Origin of the sequence: Acinetobacter sp. FDAARGOS_558 (genome assembly GCF_003937785.1) — a bacterium.
GTDB lineage: Bacteria > Pseudomonadota > Gammaproteobacteria > Pseudomonadales > Moraxellaceae > Acinetobacter > Acinetobacter baumannii.
The window spans coordinates 1,805,729-1,826,512 of record NZ_RKJH01000001.1; the positions used below are offsets into that span (position 1 = coordinate 1,805,729).

Here is a 20,784-nt window from a genome sequence, read left to right on the forward strand (position 1 = left end):
TTATGATATCTAAGTTGTATCAATCCACTTCGCTACATGCACTTTTTAGAAAGTCTCAATTTACGATTTTTGCTATAACTTTTTTTATTTGCTCTTTTACATTTGTATCAATTTCCGTTTTTACGATGGAAACTTATGCAAAACAAAATTTGCAATTACTTAGCCATACTCTTCTTGAGCGTATTCAGCCTGCCGTTGTGTTTAACGATAAGATCACGATCGAACAAATCTTAAATGAATACACAAATGATCACTCTATTCGAGCGATTCATATTTATGACTCTGAACATCACCTGATTGCTCAAAGTTTTAAGTTGTCGAGTCAAACTTCGGTATTAGAGAAATGGTTTGATCACTGGTTTTTAAATGAGCCGGTACATTTAACGATTTATCATCATCAACAGAATGTAGGTGAACTCACCCTTTTTGGTAGTTCTGAAAAAATATTGCAATTTTTAAAGATGATTATGGTCGGCCTTGCTATTGCGATGCTGTTTATTGTTTGTGCATTGTGGTGGTCAGTGAATTTGACTTATCGTCAAATTATGCAAGCGATTTATCCACTCACAAATATTGCTCAAATCGTAAGTGAACAAAAAGCTTATAACCTTCGTTTTCCTTATAACCGAATAAAAGAGTTTCAAGATCTAAATACAGTTTTTAATGAGTTACTTGAAGAAATTCAGATTTGGGATAATCAGCTGCAAAAGGAAAATCGTAAATTATCGTTTCAAGCTCATCATGACCAGCTGACCCTATTACCGAATAGACATTATTTTTATCAAATACTATTAGATATGTTTGAAGATAAGGATTTTGATAATAAGTCAGCCTTATTGTTTATAGATAACAATAACTTCAAATCAATTAATGATCAGTTCGGACATTTAGCTGGTGATGAGGTTTTAAAAGAGATGGCGAAAAGGTTACAAACGCGTTTACGTCATCAAGATTTTATTGCCCGTTTAGGTGGTGATGAATTTGCGGTTATTTTGCATTCCATTACGCATGCTGATCATTTAATATCTATTGCTGAAAATTTACTCGAAAGCTGTAAAGAACCTTTGCATCTAAATGATCAAACGATTTATTTCAGTTTTAGTGTAGGGATTGCTTTATCCCAATTTGCGTCTAGTCCAGAAGATTTTATTATGCAAGCAGATCAAGCGATGTATAAGGCTAAGACTTCTGAGCAACATTGGTTTATTTATAAACCAGAGAATTAAATTTAGGCTAATTTATGAATACAAGATCTTTGAAACTCTCCTTTATTGCATTGCTGTGCATCGCGCTTGCAGGCTGCTTGAGTTTTGGTCCTTTGAAATATCGTCAAGTAAAAATGCTAAAAAAAGAGGGGTTTGTACTTACTAATGAAGGCTGGACTCTAGGTTTACCGGAACGCTTATTATTTGATTTTAATGACGCAACATTAAAACAAAGTCATGAAGCAGAGCTTACACGTTTAGCAAATCAATTAAATAAATATGATTTGAATAAATTAAAAATCGTTGGTCACACTGACGATGTAGGTAATCCTGAATACAACCAGAAGTTATCTGAAGAACGTGCACAAAGTGTTGCGAACCTCTTCTTGACTCACGGTTTTAAAAAGGAAAATATTTACGTTATTGGACGTGGTTCAACTCAACCGTATGTCCCGAATACAACCAATGAAAATCGGGCAATTAATCGTCGTGTTGCTATCGTAATTATTCCTTAAATTTCTCATTATAAAAAAGCCAATCCTTTGTGATTGGCTTTTTTGTTTTATACAAGTTCAATAATATCAATAGTAGGCGGTACACGAAATCTTAATGGTATTCCAACCATACCTGTTCCTACGGTAACAAATACATCGGCGTGTTCATGCGAATAGAAACCACGTTTATGGCCTAAAATTGATACTTTTTTCATAATATAGTTGGTTACCCACGGAAGTTCGACCTGCCCTCCATGTGTATGACCTGACAACATTAAAGGGCGATTAGGTAATTTAGGGACCATATCTACCGTATCAGGGTTATGGGAAAGAATTAACCATGGTTTATCTTGAGGTAAGTCTGGCATTGAACGCATATCGGTTTTCCCTGCCCATAAGTCACCAATCCCGATTAAACGGAACTCATCAAACTCAACAATTTTTCCTTCAATATCCATTACATCATTGTAGTGAAGTGCATCTTTTAATAATTGTTGAATAGGCGGACCTGGATATTGCTCGTCATGGTTCCCTGGAACTGAATAAACTGGAGCTTTAATATCTTTAAGTACACTCAGTTCCTGTACTAGCTTATCTTCTGGCTCATAAGTCCAGTCTCCTGCCACAACTACTAAGTCTGGCTGTTGTTCATTAAGCTTTTTCACAATGATTTTGAGTTGACGTTCATGCCCAGAGAATAGGCCTATATGTAAGTCTGCAATTAAAGCGACTTTTACAGGTTTAGCAAAATGGCGATCTGGATTTAAACGATATTGGTGAACATCGACACGTACCATATGTGGCTCTATAAAACGTGCGTAAATGAGAATACCGCTTAATAAAAAGATAAAAATGGTTTCATGAATTGAGTAATAACCTATCCAACCAGCGTATAAATTAAAGAACCAAAGTGGAACAAGAAGATAAGATAGATAAAAAGCAAGTAAGTGAACAAAAGCTTTAAATGGATGAATCGTTTCAGTACGTGATTGATGAACCCAGGCTTCAATAATTCCCCAGAGAGCAAGTATTGAAAAAATAAGGTAAAAACAAAAGATGATTGAATTTGGGTTCCACATTACGATTCTCGACTTATCTTATATTGATTGCTAGTAATCAAATTCAATATTTATCTTTCAATATGCACGAATTATACTCTAGCTCACCTTATCGTATGTATTGATTATGGCACAATCCTTTCATTCCAAACAGCTTCAAACTCATCAACTGGCTAAAGGCTTTTTGATTAAAGCTTCTATAGTCGTATGTTCAAGTTTCGCTGTGGCTTTGACAGGTTGTAGCACATTACCCAAACATAGCCCTGAACCAATCCAATACGCACGAGATATCGATACATCTCAAACTTCTCTTTCAAAAATTATTACGCCTTTACGTGAAAAAAATCCGAATTTAACGGGTTATCATCTTTTAAATGATCCCTTAGAAGCACTCGCGGCTCGCTTAAGGCTGATTGATAAAGCCGAAAAGACTTTAGATTTACAATACTATATTTGGGATAACGATAAAGTCGGTGCTTTAGCTTTACATGCAATTATTCGTGCTGCTGATCGTGGTGTTAAAGTACGTTTATTAATTGACGATAATAATGCTAAAAAGATGGAAGGCGTGTTACTCGCGCTTTCTCAACATAAAAATATTGAAGTTAAATTATTTAATCCCTACCGTTTCCGCAAATATCGCGCGATGGATATGATTTTAGACTTAAAACGTATCAATCGTCGTATGCATAACAAGAGCTTTATTGCTGATAATCAGGTTGCGCTTATTGGTGGGCGCAATATGACAAATCAGTATTACAACGTCAGCGACAGTTATCAATTTTCTGACGTCGATGTCATGTTGGTTGGTGCTGCCGTTGATGATATCGTGAATTCTTTTGATGACTACTGGAATCATGAATATGCATATTCAGTCCAAAGTATCGTCAGTGCTCAACAACACCGTTTGCGCTATGAAAGCTTAAAACAACAACTTGATGCTCATTATCAACAAGCCACCGTTCAGAACTTCCTTGACTTAACCTCTAGATCACATGCTTTTGATAAATGGTTAGACCGTAATATTAAATTTGATTGGGTTAAAGCAGAGGTTGTGAAAGACTCACCTGATAAAATTAGATCAAAAGCGAAAAAAGAAGAACATTTAAATTTCCAATTGATTAACCATTTGGAAAAACCAGAAAGCAATGTCGACCTGATTTCGGCTTATTTTATTCCAGAAAAGCAAGGCGCTAAAATTTTAAGTACGCTTGCTAAAGAAGGTGTAGAAGTTCGAGTTTTAACAAACTCATTCAAAGCAAATGACGTAGCTGTTGTTCATGCGTTTTATGGAAAATATCGTAAAGAACTTTTGAAAAACGGCGTTCAACTTTATGAGTTTTTACCAACTCCAGATAAACGCGATTTAAATAAAAATACGGATGAGTTGGCAACCAAAGCGAAAGTAAACATGAAAGGTTTAAGCCGCTCAAGTTTACACACCAAACTTATGGCATTAGATGAACAGGTTTTTATCGGTTCATTTAACTTTGACCCACGTTCGGCGTATTTAAATACTGAAATTGGCGTAATTTTAGATAGTCCATCACTGGCCAAAACAATTCATCATACGATGGATGAAAACTTAAACAAATATGCTTATAAATTAAAGCTCGACCCAAACAATCATATTTACTGGCAACAAGAAACTTCAAAAGGCCCTGTAATTTATAAAAAAGAACCAGAAATGAAATGGTGGCAAAAGGCAGGCATGAAACTACTATCATGGCTGCCACTCGAAGGTTTTATGTAATTAACTTTTTGGCTTAAGTACTTTTTTATGTAATTGAGCCAATCCTTCAACCATTTTTTCTTGTACTTCTTGAGTCAAACTTTTTACATCATGGCCTTCTACCGAAATAGGAGGAAGTGTAAGTAAATGGGCTGTTACTTTCGGCATTTCTAGCACACGTTGAATATGCTCAACGAATGACATCTCACCAATAAATGGTGCAACGGTATCTAACTCACCATGACGGTTTACGTAACAGATTAAACATACCTGTACCGGACGCTGAGCTTCGATAGCAGCTCCGAGTAAACGACCATGAACCCGCTTAACAGAATGGCCATCTGTAGTAGTCGCTTCAGGGAAAAATAAAACCGGAATATTTTGCTTTAAAAATTCGGTAATTTGCTCTCGAATTTTAATGGAGTCACCTGATCCACGTTTAATAAATAAGGTGCCCCCACCTTTCGCCAAATTGCCAAGAATAGGCCACTTTTCTATCTCGGCTTTAGCTAAGAAGAAGACACGTGCACCTGAACCTAAAACGGCGATATCAAGCCAAGAAATATGGTTACTCACCCATAAAGCGGGCTCTCTAGGGATTGTGCCATGTACTTGAACTTCAAGATTAAATACTTGGCATAAACGACGACAGAAATATTGAACATATCGAGTGTTAACAGGGTTATTTGGATCTTTATAAAGTCCATGACGATAAACTAAGTAAAAACCTTCACTGATTGCCGCAGTCGCTGAAGTAACTTTTTTTCCGTATAAACCTATTTTTGAAAATTTCTTTAACGTTGAATTCACTATACTTTGCGTTTGAGTCATAAAATTTCACTAACGATCAATCATTGTTATACCCATCTCGAGCCATTCTATACGTTTCGGAATAAACTTGCATCGCTGTGTGATAGACACAAATAAAAATAAAATGCGCTGTAGTTAATCTAAAGAATAAGAGTAAACCCTTTCCCCTTTTGTCCAAGTTTCCTCTAGAATAAAGTTTTACCTTATTCAGGATTTTTAGCCACGTGGAATATGTTGATCGGCATCAAGGCGGTGAACGCACAATATTAGTGAGTGTGTCTGTACAATTATTAGATGATCTGGATGCCGAAGAATTTGCTCTACTTGCACAGTCAGCTGGTGCAGATATTCTTGAGCACATTAAAGTTCAACGTAATAAACCGGACCCTAAGTTTTTTATTGGTTCAGGTAAAGTTGATGAGATTGCAGAACAAGTTCAGGAATTAGAAGCAAGTCTTGTTATTTTTGATCATGCATTAACCCCTGCCCAAGAGCGTAATTTAGAAAAGATTTTAAAATGCCGCGTTATTGACCGCACCGGTCTCATCTTAGATATTTTTGCCCAGCGCGCGCGGACCCATGAAGGTAAATTACAAGTTGAACTTGCTCAGTTAAAACATTTATCAACCCGTTTAATCCGTGGTTGGTCTGCTGATTTTGAACAACAAAAAGGTGGTATTGGTTTACGCGGTCCCGGTGAATCACAACTCGAAACAGACCGTCGTCTCATTCGTGTTCGTATTACCCAGTTAAAAGATAAGTTAGAGAAAGTCCATCAAACCCGTATGCAAGGACGAGCTGCAAGACAAAAAGCTTCGATCCCAACTGTTTCATTAGTCGGTTATACCAACGCGGGTAAATCAACCTTATTTAATATTCTAGCAAAAAGCGATGTGTATGCAGCCGACCAACTATTTGCAACACTTGATCCAACCTTACGTCGCCTAGAATGGGATGGAATTGGTACGGTGGTTCTAGCAGATACTGTAGGGTTCGTACGAAACTTACAACATGATTTGGTCGAATCATTTAAAGCAACTTTAGAAGAAACGCTTGAAGCTACCCTGCTTTTACATGTCATCGATAGTAGTAGTCATGACATGCTTGACCAGATTGAAGCCGTTGAAGGTGTATTGAAGGAAATTGGAGCGGATGCACCCGTACTTCGTGTTTATAACAAAATTGATTTGAGTGGCGAAGAGGCAAAAATTATTTATTCAGAGCCTCATGTTCCAGATCGTGTTTATGTATCTGCACACTCAGGGTTAGGACTAGATTTACTACGCCAAGCCGTACAAGAATGTCTAATGGGACAACTTCAACACTTCTCATTGGTACTTAAACCTGCTTATGGCAAATTGCGTACTCAACTTTATGCTTTAAATGTCATTCAATCTGAGCATTATGACGATGAAGGGCTATTACATATCGATATACGAATTGCACCTCATAAGCTTGAGCAGTTAATTCGCCAAGCCAAACTCCCTATAGATGAGATATTAGGTGAACGCGCAAGTCAGTTTAAAAGACCGCTGGAAGAGTTTGAAATCAAGCACTAGATCAGTTAAAACTTGATAAGTAAACTTTTAGAGATAAAAAATATGGATAAGATCAAAAGTATAGACTGGGCAGCATGGGTAGGAACCTTACTACTTATTATCGGTTTTCGCGAAGGCTCAGTCGTCGTTATGCGTGCTTTTGGTCATCCAGAGTTAGGCAATCTGGTAGGTTTAATTAGTTTACTTATCGTTTTACTCATTTGGCGTAAATTTAAGAAAATCCCGCTAAGACTTGTCGATACTAATAATAAAGTCATGAAAGAAAGTGGTTTTGCTTTTTTACCTATTTGTGCAGGCTCCTTAATTATGCTGGTGCATATGGGTAAAGAAATTCCATTATTTCTTTTTGTTTTGGTAGTAAGCACCCTTATACCCTTGTGGGTCTATGCAAAAATGGCAAAACATTGGTTATAAGGAGAATAAAATGTTTATGATTCTTTATGGATTTTTGATCACTTTAGTTGGCTACCTTTGTGCAAAACCATTAAACCGCCGCTTTCCTCAAGTTCCTCTTTTAGTTTTCGGCATGTTCATTGTCATTGGGCTATTATCAATCTTGAAAGTTCCCTATGAAGAATACCGGCTTTACGTAAATGATTTATTTAGCCATTTATTAGGATATGTCACGGTTGCTTTAGCTATACCTTTGGCTGCAATGCGTTATGACGATTTACCTCTTAAATCGGTGATTGGCATTTTGTGCTTTGCCAGCATTAGTGCCGTTGCTTTACCAATGAGTCTTGCTTACCTACTACATATGTCTGAGCCGACTATTTTGGCTTTTGCTACACGTGCAGTAACCACCCCAATTGCTTTAAACATCGCGACCTTATTACATGCTCCAGAGACATTAGTCACTCTCATTGTAATTTTATCCGGAGTTATTGGTGCAGCATTTTCACCATTTTTACTTAAGCATATACACGATGAAAGAGCCTCAGGTTTAGCTCTAGGCTTAGCTGCACACGCAATTGGAACTGCTCAGGCTTGGCAACGTGGACCTGTAGCAGGCCGTTATGCGGCATTTGGCATGGCATTAAACGGTGTATTTACTGCTATTTGGCTACCAACCTTTATGTTATCTTTTGGAACACACTGATTAAAAAGTAGTTTAAATAAACATTGAACCCGTTATTAATTACAAATAAGATGGATCTTTCAAATCTAAAAGGATTTTTTGATTATGGGGAAATTTTTTGTTGGAGCTTTGCTCCTAGTGGGAATAAATACAGCTACTTTTGCAGCTGATATTACAGGTCTTTGGCAAACGATTGACGATAAAACAGGTACACCTAAAGCACATGTAGAAATACGGAAAGAGGCAAATGGTACTTATGCAGGTAAAATCGTAAAAATTACACCGCGCCCAGGTTATACACCAAAAGAAATTTGTGATAACTGTCCTGCACCTTATACCAATAAGCCTATTTTAGGCTTAGATATCGCAACCGGGCTCAAGCAAACTGATAATTCAACCTATACAGGTGGAAAAATTCTAGACCCAAATACGGGTAAAGTTTACGGATTAAAAGCAAAACTCAGTGCAAATGGTAAACGTCTACATATGCGCGGTTACCTTGGGGTATCTGCTTTAGGCCGTAATCAGATCTGGATTCGCCTAGAATAAATATCTTAAAAATAAAAAAAGCCGCTTCAGCGGCTTTTTTTATTACATAACAGGGTTGCTCACAGAAAAAGCTTGTTGATCTTCAAGACGATAAGCAATTAAGTTTTTACCCCATACACAACCGCCATCAACATTTTGGATGTGTTCACTAATAGTTCTACCCTCTAAAGCAGCCCAATGTCCAAAAAATATTTGATGGGTTTGTGCAGCCTTACTTGGAAATTCAAACCACGGTAAATAACCTTCTGGCATTGGTGCATCTAAAGTATCTTTAAAACTAAACTCCAAAGCCCCTTCTGCATTAGTTAAACGCATACGAGTTAAGTAATTGGTAATACAGCGTAAACGTTCATTGCCTGTCAAATCATCTGTCCAAAGATCGGGTTTTGAACCATACATTTCAGCTAAAAATGCATCTAGCACAGATAAATCATCATGCGCCAATATAGCCTCAACTTCTTTTGCCAATGCAGCAGTTTTTTGTGCATCCCAAATACAAGGTACACCTGCGTGCGTCAGTATTGTTTGCTCATTTGGAAATAAACATAACGGCTGTTTACGTAACCAATCGATAAGATCATCACCATCCACGGCGTCGATAACATCCTGCGTGCGATCTTTTTCTTTAATTTCCTTAAGACCACGAGCACCGGCAATCAGGGTTAAATCATGATTACCTAATACGGTAGCAGCAGCCCCTCGATCAGCTAGTTTTTTAATAAAACGTAGAGCACCTACAGAGTTTTCACCACGTGCAACCAAGTCACCAGCAAACCAGATAAAATCTTGATCAGGGTCAAAACGTATTTCTTTTAATAGCGCTTTGAGTGCCTCAAAACAACCTTGCACATCTCCAATTACATAGTTATAGCGCTTAGTCATTTATGCCACCATTTGATCTGCCAAAGCCACAAACTCTGCAAGAGTTAAAGTTTCTGGACGAGCCATTGGGTCGACTCCTGCTTTCTCGAAACCATCTTCTGCTAACATACCTTTAAGACTGTTTCTTAGCGTTTTACGGCGCTGAGTAAAGACGTGGGCAACCAAGCGAGCTAAAGCTTTTTCATCTTTCGCCGTAATTGGTTTTTGTTCGTAAGGAACTAAGCGAAATACTGCACTTGTCACTTTTGGTGGCGGGTTAAATGCGCCTGCTGGAACTTCAAATAAAAAGGTAGGCTGACAATAATATTGGATCATGACTGATAAACGGCCATATTCTTTTGTATTCGGTTCAGCAGTAATACGTTCTACCACTTCTTTTTGCAACATGAAGTGCATGTCTTTAACTTGGCTACCAAATTCCAAGAGATGAAAAAGTAATGGTGTAGAAATGTTATAAGGCAAATTGCCGACAACGCGTAATGGACGCCCATCTTTTACAAGCTGACTAAAATCATATTTTAATGCATCAGCTTCTACGATAGTTAAACGTTCTGGATGTGGCACGCGTTCAGGTAAGCCGGCAGCTAAATCACGGTCTAATTCAACTACAGTTAATGCATCACATTCTCCAATTAAAGGAGAAGTTAAAGCAGCTAAACCTGGACCAATTTCGACAATATTATCACCCGTACGCGGATTGACTGAGCGTACAATTTTGGCAATGACTCGTTGATCATGTAAGAAGTTTTGACCAAAACGTTTACGAGCTTTATGCCCTTCATCTTTCGGGTTTAGGGCATTAATTTGATACATAGAACATTTCCAACATGAAAAATTTAACTCGCTGCCAAGGATAAAGCTAAATCGACAGCGACATTTAAACTTGAGCTTTTTGCCAATCCTGTCCCAGCTAAAGACAGAGCAGTACCATGATCGACCGAGGTCCGAATAAATGGTAAGCCCAATGTGATATTGATTGCTTCACCAAAACCCTGTGATTTTAACACAGGTAAGCCTTGATCATGGTACATCGCAAGAACAGCGTCAGCATTTTTAAGATGTTCAGGCGTAAATAAAGTATCAGCTGGCAAACTTAAACTTAATTTAACTCCCTGTGATCGGTAGCTCTCAAGTACCGGATTGATCGTATCAATCTCTTCACGTCCCAAATAACCATCTTCGCCTGCATGAGGATTTAACCCACATACTAAGACTCGAGGATCATTAATTTTAAATTTGGTCTTTAAGTCGTGAAGTAAAATACCAATCACTTGATGCAAGCGTTCTTTGGTAATTGCATCTGCAACATCTCTTAATGGTAAATGAGTTGTCGCCAGAGCCACCCGCAACGTTTTCGTTGCCAGCATCATAACAACACGCTCTACCCCTGCAAATTCTTGATAATATTCAGTATGTCCACTAAATAAAATCCCTGCATCATTAATCACCGACTTTTGAACAGGAGCAGTGGCTACACCGACGCTCTTACCAGACATAGCATAATCAGCTGAGCGACGTAATTGCTCTAATACATAAGCGGCATTAGCAGCATTAAGCTGTCCATCAACGACTATAGTTTCTAGGGGTACATGTTCTATATAAAGCTCGCCTTGCAAAGACGATTCAGCTTGTCCGCTATACTCTAAAAATTTAATGTCTAGACCAAGCTTTTGAGCGCGTTGTTGTAATAGATTTCGATCAGCCAAAACCACAACAGGACGTTCATCAACCCGTTTTGCCAGACTTAAACAAATATCTGGACCAATACCGGCAGGTTCACCAGAAGTGACATATAAAGGCAGCACAATCACCCCCGACACATCTCTAAAATTTGAATTATTTTAACATATCCTACATTCATCGGATTAGGGATAAAATTATGTAGCTTATATGGGATTTTTCTTGTGATTGACAACAAACTCGTTTAGAATCTCGTCTCCTTTTTGTTTGAGCGATGTCTAGCTCAAACCAACTATAATAGGTAGTGTTTGAATGAAAACTCTCAGCGCAAAGCCTGCTGAAGTACAACACGATTGGTTCGTTGTTGATGCTACAGGTAAAACTCTTGGTCGTTTAGCGACTGAAATTGCACGTCGTTTACGCGGTAAGCACAAAACTTCTTATACTCCTCACGTTGACACTGGTGACTACATCATCGTTATCAATGCTGAACAAGTTCAAGTGACTGGTAACAAAGCGCTTGACAAGAAATACTATCGCCACACTGAATTCCCAGGCGGTTTAAAAGAAACTAATTTCGAAAAATTAGTTGCTCACAAACCTGAAGAAATCTTTGAACGTGCTGTTAAAGGCATGTTGCCAAAAGGTCCTCTTGGTTATGCAATGATCAAGAAGATGAAAGTGTACGCTGGTAGCGAGCATCCACACGCTGCTCAACAGCCACAAGTTTTGGACATCTAAGGGATACAGCACATGGCTACTAATTATGGTACAGGTCGCCGTAAGACCGCAACTGCACGTGTTTTCTTGTCAGCTGGTACAGGCAAACTCGTTATTAACAACCGTACTTTAGAGCAATATTTCGGTCGTGAAACTGCTCGTATGGTTGTTCGTCAACCTTTAGAGCTTTTAGAAGCTACTGAAAAATATGACCTTTACATCACTGTTAAAGGTGGTGGTATCGGTGGTCAAGCTGGTGCGATCCGTCACGGTATTACTCGTGCACTTATCGCTGCTGACGAAACTTTAAAACCTGTTCTTCGTCAAGCTGGTTTCGTTACTCGTGATGCTCGTGAAGTTGAACGTAAGAAACTTGGTTTACGTAAAGCTCGTAAACGTCCTCAATTCTCTAAACGTTAATTCGTTTACCGAATCGGACAAAAAGCCTTGGTTTTCCCAAGGCTTTTTTATTGCATATTCATTTTGTAGATGATTGAAACAGATAAATATATGAAACTCTATCTTTGTCACCGTGATTTCCACGCATATTTTTAGTATTCTAACCGATTCACACAACCATACCTTGTGATATGTCGGTCGAAAACACCTCAATTCAGGGAATTACCCTTTACAGCCATGCTGATGATTTCCGTTCACACTGGATCCGTTTTTTATTGGCAGAAAAACAAATTAAATATCAATTAATCGTAACTGATCACGAAGATGAAGATCTGGCAAGCCTAAATCCTTATAATCAATTGCCAATGCTGGTTGAGCAAAATCTTAAATTATTTTCAGCACCTATCATTGCTGAGTATCTAGATGATCGATATCGTCAGAATAAACTATATGCCGATGCCCCTATGGCACGTGCAGAGCAACGCCAATATATTTGGCGTCTTGAAAATGATTGGTTTAAGTTGGCCGATCATATGCTCAGACATGCAGATACGTTAAATATAGAACAAAAACAAAAAGCACAAAAAGAATTGCGTGACACCTTAATATCACTTACCCCTTTATTTCAGCATTTCCCTTATTTTATGTCCGAAAATTTTTCAATCCTGGACTGTATGCTTGCTCCAATTTTTGTGAGACTTAATAGCATGGGAATTGATTTACCAAAGCAGCAGTGTCGACCTATATTTTTGTATTGTAAACGTATCTTTAGCCGCCCTTCTTTTGTTAAATCAATGACGCCCCAAGAGAAAACCCGTTACAATGAACTATTAAATATGGAATAGTGTGATATGTCTGAGCAAACTATTGAATTAACCCCTACACGTCCTTATCTTGCTCGTGCAATCTATGAATGGATTTGTGACAATCAACTCACACCTTATTTACTCGTTGATGCAACACAACCGCACACTGATGTACCACAACAGTTTGTGAAAGATGGACAAATTGTTTTAAACATTGTGCCTCATGCGATACATCAACTACTCATTAGCAATGATGCGATTACATTTTCAGCACGTTTTGGCGGCGTTTCCAAAGATATTTACGTACCTATTCAAGCAGTTTTAGGTATTTATGCACGTGAAAATGGACAAGGTTTATTCTTTGACCCTGAAGAATATGCCAATGTAGCGCCTGTAGAAGATAAGTTAGACTCAGAAACACAAGAAACATCTGAACCAACCAAGAAAAAGCCAACATTAAGAATTTTAGATTAATTTTAGAGGAATAAAGTATGGCATTTGATTTAGTCCAATACTTTGCTGAGCAAATAAAAATTCAAAAGCCTCAGCTTTTAAATCAATATCCAGCCAATGAGAAAAATAAGCTGATTGACGAAGTGAATATATTGACGCTTGGTAAATTAATCAGCTTATGGCGTCAGGACGACAATAAAATTTATCATGAAATCAAAACTGCCGATCCATTGTATATTCAAGAAGTTGCACGTCATCTAACTACGTCAAAACACAATAAGTCAGTTTTAAAAAATACTGAACTTGAGCAAAGTATTTCTGAGATTCTGGCATTACAGTTAACAGAACTTAATCAACTTGATGAGACTGGTGGTTTCGGCCAAAGTGGTTTAAAAGAGCTCATTTTAGGGCAAGTTGAACATTTATCTGGCCAAGCTGAAGATTGGGTTTGGTCAACAAACCATCTAACAGAGCTCATTGGTTCTAAACCTGTTGAACAAGAAGAGCTATCATTGGATGCAACAATGAAGGAGTTCAACCAAATGGTTCACCAAGCCCAACCACATCATGAAGATTTACATGTTGAAGAGCAACCTATCGAAACTTTTATTCCTGCATGGTCAAAAGTTATCGCTCCTCTTGTTGCTTTAGCTATTTTAGGCTATCTCTATTGTATGTATACACAGCTTGTATAATTTTGTTTTTTATAATTAAAGGGAACGTATGTTCCCTTTTTTGATTTAAATAATCATCTTCTATAAATCAATAGTGATTACTAGTAACCACAATTGCTCTTCTCTTAAATTTGGATACTAAACAGCATTTGCCGTTTTTTCACTTGTTGACCTTGTTGACCTAAAATTTCAGCGACTACACCATCCACATCAGATTTAATCTGTTGCTGAATTTTCATGGCTTCAAGAATCAATAATGTTTGTCCCTTCACTACTTGATCGCCTTCATTGACCAGAATATTCACCACAGCCCCATCCATCGGTGCTCGAATTTTGCCATCTCCCGCTACATCGGTAGCTTCTGGTGCAGCGTAAGTCATATTGCGTATCAAAACATTGCCATTACCCCGATCTAGATAAAGCTGATCATCATCCAATACATATTGAACACGGCGACGTACACCATCAATTAAGTAAACTAGTTGCTCTGGCGTTTTCTCAAGCACATCAATACAAACTACTTGTTCACAGAACTTTACCGTGAATGTGTTATTTACAGATGAAAGCTGCAATTGAATTTGCTGATCGGCAGTTTGTAATTTTAACGGTAATGGCACACCAAGCCCAGTTTGCCACACTGCAGTACCTTTACTTTGGCTAAATAGTGCTGCAGCAATCGCTAAGGTTTCTAAAGATAAAACTTGATAGTGTAAGCTCGGATCATTTTTGAAATGCTGTTGGATGAATGCAGTATTGGTATCCCCTGCGACAACAACTGGATGGCGCAGTAAATTGACCAAGAACTGTTTATTACTATTCACTCCAAGTAAAACACTATCATCGACTGCACGAGCCAGTAAGCGAATCGCATCCTCACGGGTTTTCCCATAGGCAATCACCTTTGCTACCATCGGATCGTAAAATGGACTGACTTCATCAGTTGCTAACATGCCATGATCAATTCGCACATTTGGCAAAGCTGCAGGCTTCCAGCGTAAAACTTTTCCTGTTTGTGGTAAGAAATCCTGACGTGGGTCTTCTGCATACAAGCGCACTTCAATAGCATGTCCATTTAAGGTCAATTCCTGTTGCTTTAAAGGTAACTGCTCACCATTCGCCACACGTAACTGCCATTCAACTAAATCTAACCCTGTAATAAGCTCAGTGACCGGATGTTCTACCTGCAAACGGGTATTCATCTCCAAAAAGTAGAATGCACCCGATGCATCTAGCAAAAACTCAACTGTACCTGCCCCGACATAAGCACATGCTTTTGCCGCTGCTACAGCTGCCTCACCCATTTGCTGACGTAGTCCAGGCGTCATCACCGGACATGGAGCTTCTTCAACAACCTTCTGATGACGGCGCTGGATTGAACAATCGCGCTCAAACAAATACACATAGTTACCATGTGTATCACCAAAAACCTGAATTTCGACATGACGCGGAGCAATAACTTCTTTTTCTAAAATGAGCTCGCCAGAACCAAAAGCATTTTCAGCTTCTGAACGTGCGGTTTGTAATGCCTCAAACAACGCGGATGCTTGCTGTACCAAACGCATGCCACGACCGCCACCACCTGCAGAAGCTTTGACCATAATTGGAAAGCCAATCTGCTCAGCTTGAGTTGCTAAATATTCGAGATCTTGTCGGTCACCTTCATAGCCCGGCACACAAGGGACACCCGCCTCAATCATGGCGATTTTTGAAAGGCGTTTACTGCCCATTAACTCAATTGCAGAAGCGGTAGGCCCAATAAAGGTAATCTGGTTGTCGATACATGCCTGAGCAAAATCAGTATTTTCTGACAAAAAACCATAGCCGGGGTGAACTGCATCCGCCCCAGTTTTTTTGCATGCGTCTATTATCTTGGTAATTGAAAGATATGACTCAGATACTTTTGACGCACCAATATAAACAGCTTCATCAGCCTCTTGCACATGGCGAGCATTACGGTCTGCATCGGAATAAACTGCGACGGTTTGGTAACCCATTGCCTTGGCTGTTTGCATAACTCGAACTGCAATTTCACCACGATTGGCAACCAGTATTTTTGAAAATTTCATTATTTTTATCCTTATCTCTTATGTTTCATCGGCCCAATTTGGTAACCGTTTCTGGATAAAAGCCATCGTTCCTTCTTGTCCTTCAGCACTACCAACCGCTTGAGCAAACTGCTGTGCAGCATCATCTAGCAACTTATTTAAAGGTTCATTGAGTGTTCGATGTAACAGTGCTTTAGTCACACGTGAAGCTTGAGGAGCTGCTCGTTTAATTTGCTGAATTGTTTCTTGTAAAGCTTGTTCAAGTTCAATTTCATTATGTGCAATTTGATGAACCACACCGACACTCAGTGCTGTATGCCCTTCAAAACGCATGCCGAGTAAAGCCAGCCTACGTGCCTGAGTCAGGCCAATACGTTTCACCACAAAAGGAGCAATTTGAGCAGGAATCACACCAAGCCCAGTTTCAGGTAAACCAAACTGCGCATTATCACGGCTAATGGCAACATCAGAAACACATGCCAGCCCAAAACCTCCACCTAACACCGCACCTTCTAAAATGACCACAACAGTCTGTGGTGCAGCTTCAACTTGCTCAAGCATGGCACCAAAACGGCGGTTAAAGTCAGTATAAGGTTGTAGACTACCAATGTTAGTTGCTTCAACGCGTAAAGCAGCCATGTCCTTAATATCACCACCTGCGCAGAAAGTCCCACCTTCACCACGAAAGATGACTGCACGAATTGAAAGATCATCACGAATGGCAGTAAAAACTTGTTGAATCGCATTGACCATATTCAAGTTCATGGCATTACGGCTCTCTGGTCGGTTTAACCAAAGATATAAAACACTGCCGTCTTGTTCTAATTGAATACTGTCATCAATATCTAAAGCTTGAAGCGATGCTGAAAGTGTCATGGTTGATTCCTTATTTTTGTTTTTTTGGCAAGATATCCATCAACTTACAGATAATCACCAACATAATCTCATCTGCTCCACCACCAATAGAGCCTAAACGACCATCACGATATAGCTGGGATGCAGGGTTATCCCACATAAAGCCATTGCCACCCCAATATTGTAGACAGCTATCGGCAACTTCACGGCTTAAACGGCCTGCTTTGAGCTTTGCCATAGATGCCAGTTTGGTCACATCTTCACCAGCAATATGCTGTTCACACGCTTGGTAGGTTAAGGCTTTAAGCGCTTCTACTTCAGTCATGAGTTCGGCAAAACGAAAATGGATATATTGGTTATTAATGAGTGGTTGACCAAACGTCGTCCGCTCTTTGGTATAGGCGATAGTCTTTTGAATTAAATTTTCCAAACCACCAATTGCATTAGCACAAGCCCATAAACGCTCTTCCTGAAATTGCATCATCTGCATCATGAAGCCCATACCTTCAACGCCAACCAAGTTACGCTGTGGTACACGTACATTGTCTAAATAAACCTGCGCTGTGGTCGTTGAACGCATCCCTAATTTATTTAACGGCTCTGAAAAACTAATCCCTTTAGTTTTTGCCGGTACAATAATCATCGACTTGTTGACGTGAGGTTTATCGTCAGATGTGTTGGCTAAAAGACAGAAGAAATCAGCCTGTAGTGAGTTGGTGATCCACATCTTGCTGCCGTTAATGACATAGTCATCTCCATCTTTTTTAGCAGTTGTTTTAATAGCAGCAACATCCGAACCAGCATGTACTTCCGATACCGCAATTGAGGCAACATATTCTCCAGCAATGGCTGGTGTTAAAAACTCATCACGTAATTCTTTGCTACCAAAACGCGCCAAAGCAGGTGTTGCCATATCGGTTTGTACACCAATGGCTAAAGGCACACCGCCGCAAGCTGCGCGTCCAATTTCTTCAGCCACAACTAAGTTATAAGAGTAATCTAAAGCCAGACCACCATTTTCCTCAGGCTTACAAATCCCCAATAGGCCAAGATCACCCATCTTTTTAAATACTTCGTGGATCGGGAAACGTCCAGCTTCTTCCCATTCCGGAATATTCGGATTCAGTTCATTTTCAACAAATTGACGCGCTGTGCGACGTAATGCTTCATGTTCGGCAGTAAATTTCATGGCGTTGTTCCTATTAATTTTTTTAATTACGGTAAAGATTGATTAAAAACGAGACACACCAAAACGGGTCGGATTTAGTTCGCGTTGCTGTGCTTCATAAATAGTTTCTAAAAGGAAAATAAGTAATTTTCGGGTATCTCGCGGGTCAATAATGCCGTCATCATGTAGCATGGCCGTATTGAAAAGCGCGGTAGATTGCTGCTCTAATTTCATGGCTGTACTTTGCTCAAGAAAATCGAGCATTTGCGGATTCGGTTCCTGCCCGGAAGCTTTTTGTTTCCCTTCAGCAACAATACGTAGTACCTTTCCGGCCTGTGCAGCTCCCATTACAGCAACATGCGAGTTCGGCCAAGCAAAAATAAAATCTGGCGATAAACTCCGACCACACATTGCGTAGTTACCAGCACCATATGACCCTGCCACAACGATTGAAATTTTAGGTACAGTACAATTGGCAACCGCTTGAATCAGTTTTGAGCCATGCTTAATAATGCCATTTTGCTCGGCATCGGTTCCCACCATAAAGCCAGTAGTGTTATGTAAGAATAATAACGGACGGTTGGTCTGTTCACATAAGTGAATAAACTGAGCTGCTTTCGCTGCTCCTTGAGGCGTAATCGGGCCATTATTGGTAATAATACCGATATGCAAGCCTCCAATTTTTGCCCAGCCACATACCGTTAAATCATCATATTCCTGCTTAAATTCTAGAAAATCTGAATCGTCAATAATACGGGCAACCACTTCTTTCATATCAAATGGTTGTTTAGGATCACTTGGAATAACACCCAACAGTTCCTCGGTATCGTAACGAGGCTCTTTATAAGTCACATCAACTGGTTTGATTTGCTCTTTCCAGTTGAGGTGTTCAAAAATTTCACGTGCAAGCCGAATACCGTCAGCATCATTTTCGGCCAAATATTCTGCTGTTCCAGCAACCTGTGCATGCATTTCAGCCCCACCCAATTCCTCCGCTGTGGCGACTTCACCCGTGGCAGCCAGAAGTAAAGGTGGACCTGCAAGAAGCATCTCTGTTTGTTTGCGTACTACAATGACATAATCCGAAAGACCTGGTTGATAAGCTCCTCCTGCCGTTGCATTCCCATGTACCACTGCAAGTTGTGGAATACCTGCTGCAGACAAACGTGCCTGATTGGCAAAAGTCATACCACCATAGGTAAATACTTCAGCTGCATAATTTAAGTTAGCACCGCCACTTTCGGTCAGCGTAATCAGCGGGAGTTTTTGTTCTAAGGCAATTTTTTGCAAACGCAAAGTTTTCTGTACCCCCATAGGAGACATGGTCCCGCCTTTAATCGCGCTATTACTTGCAGAGACCAGACAACGCACACCACTGACAAAACCAATGCCAGCAATTACACCACCACCAGCTTCGGAGCCATCCTTGTCATCATGCATGTTGTAGCCAACCAAACCACAAAGCTCGACAAAAGGCGAATCAGCATCGAGCAATAACCGTATACGCTCATGCGGCAGAATCTTGCCCTTTTTATCGAATTTCGGTTTAGCAGCATACGATTTATCAATGCTTTTTTGCTGAATTGCACGGACTTCACTCAGTTGAGCAAGTAGTGCCTCTTTATTCTTTTGATACTGTTCACTACCAACAGTAATTTCGGATTGAAGAATGGTCATTTTTTATTCCTCACTCCGAGCCTGAATTATTGTTGTGCTCGACTTTCTCAGTCTTATCTTTTTTAAAAATTTCAGGAATAAACGCGCGATGGAAACCATTATAAGACTGACTATTTGTCGCTTCGGCTAGTGGGTACATGCGTGTCCCTTGCGATGCAGCGCCATCAATACGCAAAGTTACACCTGACACAAAAGCCGCAGCATCGGACAGTAAATAACAAATCGCCGATGAAACTTCTGATTCAGTTCCCATACGTTTTAGCGGTACATTGCCAGCAAGACTTGGAATAATCACTTTGGCAAAATCACCGCTATAATTATCCATACCGGATGACACAATCCACCCCGGTGCAACCGCATTTACACGAACGCCTGATTTGCCCCACTCAACCGATGCTGTTTTAGTTAAGTTATCAACTCCTGAACGCGCAGCACCAGAATGTCCCATTCCCGGCATACCGCCCCACATATCAGCAGTCATATTGACAATACTGCCACCATGTTTAGCCATCCATTGGTTATAAGCTTCACGCATTAGATAGAAAGTTGCGTGTAAATTATTACGCACGACTGCATCGAAACCATTCGCCGAAATATTCTCTAAAGCTGAGGGGAACTGCCCGCCTGCATTATTTACCAAACCATCGAGTTTGCCGAATTTTTCAATCACTTCGGCAATCATATTTTTCACTTGTTCTTCTTCACGGTTATCACAAACAATGAAATGAACTAAGCCCCCATCTTCTATTATTTCTTGGCTTACTTTCTCTAATTTTTCAATTTTGCGTCCTGTAATCACTACTTGAGCGCCGAGGGCTGCAAGCTCATGTGCAGTACAGCGTCCAATTCCTGAGCCACCACCTGTCACAATAATGACTTTATTGGCGAAAGCACCTGGTCTAAATATTGATTGATAACTCATCTTTGTTTCATCCATTCA

General features: G+C 39.6%; 22 protein-coding genes. 12 read left to right on the forward strand and 10 right to left on the reverse strand.

Annotated features, from left to right (window positions below; all coding sequences use genetic code 11):
- Nucleotides 1-2 precede the first annotated feature (2 nt).
- Both EGT34_RS08635 and EGT34_RS08640 read left to right on the forward strand, forming a co-directional pair.
- Nucleotides 3-1,226 carry a diguanylate cyclase domain-containing protein gene (locus EGT34_RS08635; protein WP_002014284.1) on the forward strand — a complete coding sequence of 408 codons (1,224 nt, stop codon included), beginning with the start codon at nucleotides 3-5 and terminating at the stop codon, nucleotides 1,224-1,226.
- A gap of 14 nt (nucleotides 1,227-1,240) precedes the next feature.
- Complete coding sequence (locus EGT34_RS08640; protein WP_001097560.1) at nucleotides 1,241-1,720, forward strand: OmpA family protein; 480 nt, start codon at nucleotides 1,241-1,243, stop codon at nucleotides 1,718-1,720.
- Nucleotides 1,721-1,767: 47 nt separating this feature from the next.
- On the opposite strand, the gene EGT34_RS08645 is transcribed toward EGT34_RS08640, so the two are convergent.
- A complete protein-coding gene (locus tag EGT34_RS08645; RefSeq protein ID WP_000267339.1) occupies nucleotides 1,768-2,778 on the reverse strand; it encodes a metallophosphoesterase in 1,011 nt (336 codons plus the stop codon).
- Nucleotides 2,779-2,884: 106 nt separating this feature from the next.
- Between EGT34_RS08645 and EGT34_RS08650 the strand changes: the two genes are divergently transcribed.
- Nucleotides 2,885-4,510 (forward strand): phospholipase D family protein, encoded by a 1,626-nt coding sequence (locus EGT34_RS08650; protein WP_000079185.1) that lies wholly within the window; start codon nucleotides 2,885-2,887, stop codon nucleotides 4,508-4,510.
- Here the strand turns inward: EGT34_RS08650 and EGT34_RS08655 are convergent, their stop codons facing one another.
- The gene (locus tag EGT34_RS08655; RefSeq protein WP_000195147.1) at nucleotides 4,511-5,320 is read right to left on the reverse strand and encodes a lysophospholipid acyltransferase family protein; all 810 of its coding nucleotides are present in this window, start codon (nucleotides 5,318-5,320) and stop codon (nucleotides 4,511-4,513) included.
- Between the two features lie 203 nt (nucleotides 5,321-5,523).
- On the opposite strand from EGT34_RS08655, the gene hflX reads away from it, so the two are divergent.
- From hflX to EGT34_RS08675, 4 genes are all read left to right on the forward strand, one after another.
- Complete coding sequence (gene hflX / locus EGT34_RS08660) at nucleotides 5,524-6,858, forward strand: ribosome rescue GTPase HflX (RefSeq protein ID WP_000456890.1); 1,335 nt, start codon at nucleotides 5,524-5,526, stop codon at nucleotides 6,856-6,858.
- A 42-nt stretch (nucleotides 6,859-6,900) separates the two neighbouring features.
- On the forward strand, nucleotides 6,901-7,272 hold the full coding sequence (locus tag EGT34_RS08665) for a hypothetical protein (protein WP_000357904.1): 372 nt from the start codon (nucleotides 6,901-6,903) through the stop codon (nucleotides 7,270-7,272).
- A 10-nt stretch (nucleotides 7,273-7,282) separates the two neighbouring features.
- Nucleotides 7,283-7,957: an LrgB family protein gene (locus EGT34_RS08670; RefSeq protein ID WP_000480820.1), complete on the forward strand. Its 675-nt coding sequence runs from the start codon at nucleotides 7,283-7,285 to the stop codon at nucleotides 7,955-7,957.
- Between the two features lie 84 nt (nucleotides 7,958-8,041).
- A complete protein-coding gene (locus tag EGT34_RS08675; protein WP_000514366.1) occupies nucleotides 8,042-8,485 on the forward strand; it encodes a DUF2147 domain-containing protein in 444 nt (147 codons plus the stop codon).
- Nucleotides 8,486-8,527: 42 nt separating this feature from the next.
- Here the strand turns inward: EGT34_RS08675 and EGT34_RS08680 are convergent, their stop codons facing one another.
- The 3 genes from EGT34_RS08680 to pdxA are packed head-to-tail and all read right to left on the reverse strand — an operon-like array spanning nucleotide 8,528 to nucleotide 11,187.
- Nucleotides 8,528-9,367: a symmetrical bis(5'-nucleosyl)-tetraphosphatase gene (locus EGT34_RS08680; protein WP_000167236.1), complete on the reverse strand. Its 840-nt coding sequence runs from the start codon at nucleotides 9,365-9,367 to the stop codon at nucleotides 8,528-8,530.
- Complete coding sequence (rsmA, locus tag EGT34_RS08685; protein WP_000284347.1) at nucleotides 9,368-10,180, reverse strand: 16S rRNA (adenine(1518)-N(6)/adenine(1519)-N(6))-dimethyltransferase RsmA; 813 nt, start codon at nucleotides 10,178-10,180, stop codon at nucleotides 9,368-9,370. It lies immediately after the preceding gene.
- 23 nt (nucleotides 10,181-10,203) lie between these two features.
- Nucleotides 10,204-11,187 carry a 4-hydroxythreonine-4-phosphate dehydrogenase PdxA gene (pdxA, locus tag EGT34_RS08690; RefSeq protein ID WP_086242020.1) on the reverse strand — a complete coding sequence of 328 codons (984 nt, stop codon included), beginning with the start codon at nucleotides 11,185-11,187 and terminating at the stop codon, nucleotides 10,204-10,206.
- Nucleotides 11,188-11,359: 172 nt separating this feature from the next.
- Here pdxA and rplM point away from each other — a divergent pair, with 172 nt between their 5' ends.
- From rplM to EGT34_RS08715, 5 genes are all read left to right on the forward strand, one after another.
- On the forward strand, nucleotides 11,360-11,788 hold the full coding sequence (gene rplM, locus EGT34_RS08695; protein WP_000854895.1) for a 50S ribosomal protein L13: 429 nt from the start codon (nucleotides 11,360-11,362) through the stop codon (nucleotides 11,786-11,788).
- Nucleotides 11,789-11,800: 12 nt separating this feature from the next.
- Nucleotides 11,801-12,187 (forward strand): 30S ribosomal protein S9, encoded by a 387-nt coding sequence (gene rpsI, locus EGT34_RS08700; protein ID WP_000224786.1) that lies wholly within the window; start codon nucleotides 11,801-11,803, stop codon nucleotides 12,185-12,187.
- 170 nt (nucleotides 12,188-12,357) lie between these two features.
- Complete coding sequence (locus tag EGT34_RS08705) at nucleotides 12,358-13,011, forward strand: glutathione S-transferase N-terminal domain-containing protein (RefSeq protein ID WP_000110146.1); 654 nt, start codon at nucleotides 12,358-12,360, stop codon at nucleotides 13,009-13,011.
- 6 nt (nucleotides 13,012-13,017) lie between these two features.
- Nucleotides 13,018-13,446 carry a ClpXP protease specificity-enhancing factor gene (locus EGT34_RS08710; protein ID WP_000003705.1) on the forward strand — a complete coding sequence of 143 codons (429 nt, stop codon included), beginning with the start codon at nucleotides 13,018-13,020 and terminating at the stop codon, nucleotides 13,444-13,446.
- 17 nt (nucleotides 13,447-13,463) lie between these two features.
- Entirely contained in the window at nucleotides 13,464-14,120 is a 657-nt protein-coding gene (locus EGT34_RS08715) for a hypothetical protein (RefSeq protein ID WP_000863331.1), read from the forward strand.
- 104 nt (nucleotides 14,121-14,224) lie between these two features.
- Here the strand turns inward: EGT34_RS08715 and EGT34_RS08720 are convergent, their stop codons facing one another.
- Genes EGT34_RS08720 through EGT34_RS08740 form a run of 5 tightly spaced genes read right to left on the reverse strand, consistent with a single transcriptional unit; the run spans nucleotide 14,225 to nucleotide 20,766 of the window.
- On the reverse strand, nucleotides 14,225-16,165 hold the full coding sequence (locus tag EGT34_RS08720; protein WP_000672550.1) for an acetyl/propionyl/methylcrotonyl-CoA carboxylase subunit alpha: 1,941 nt from the start codon (nucleotides 16,163-16,165) through the stop codon (nucleotides 14,225-14,227).
- Between the two features lie 18 nt (nucleotides 16,166-16,183).
- The gene (locus EGT34_RS08725) at nucleotides 16,184-17,020 is read right to left on the reverse strand and encodes an enoyl-CoA hydratase/isomerase family protein (RefSeq protein WP_000175515.1); all 837 of its coding nucleotides are present in this window, start codon (nucleotides 17,018-17,020) and stop codon (nucleotides 16,184-16,186) included.
- 10 nt (nucleotides 17,021-17,030) lie between these two features.
- Nucleotides 17,031-18,188 (reverse strand): acyl-CoA dehydrogenase family protein, encoded by a 1,158-nt coding sequence (locus EGT34_RS08730; protein ID WP_000673025.1) that lies wholly within the window; start codon nucleotides 18,186-18,188, stop codon nucleotides 17,031-17,033.
- A gap of 42 nt (nucleotides 18,189-18,230) precedes the next feature.
- On the reverse strand, nucleotides 18,231-19,844 hold the full coding sequence (locus EGT34_RS08735) for an acyl-CoA carboxylase subunit beta (RefSeq protein ID WP_000154086.1): 1,614 nt from the start codon (nucleotides 19,842-19,844) through the stop codon (nucleotides 18,231-18,233).
- Nucleotides 19,845-19,854: 10 nt separating this feature from the next.
- Nucleotides 19,855-20,766 (reverse strand): SDR family oxidoreductase, encoded by a 912-nt coding sequence (locus EGT34_RS08740; RefSeq protein ID WP_000121944.1) that lies wholly within the window; start codon nucleotides 20,764-20,766, stop codon nucleotides 19,855-19,857.
- Between the last annotated feature and the right edge of the window lie 18 nt (nucleotides 20,767-20,784).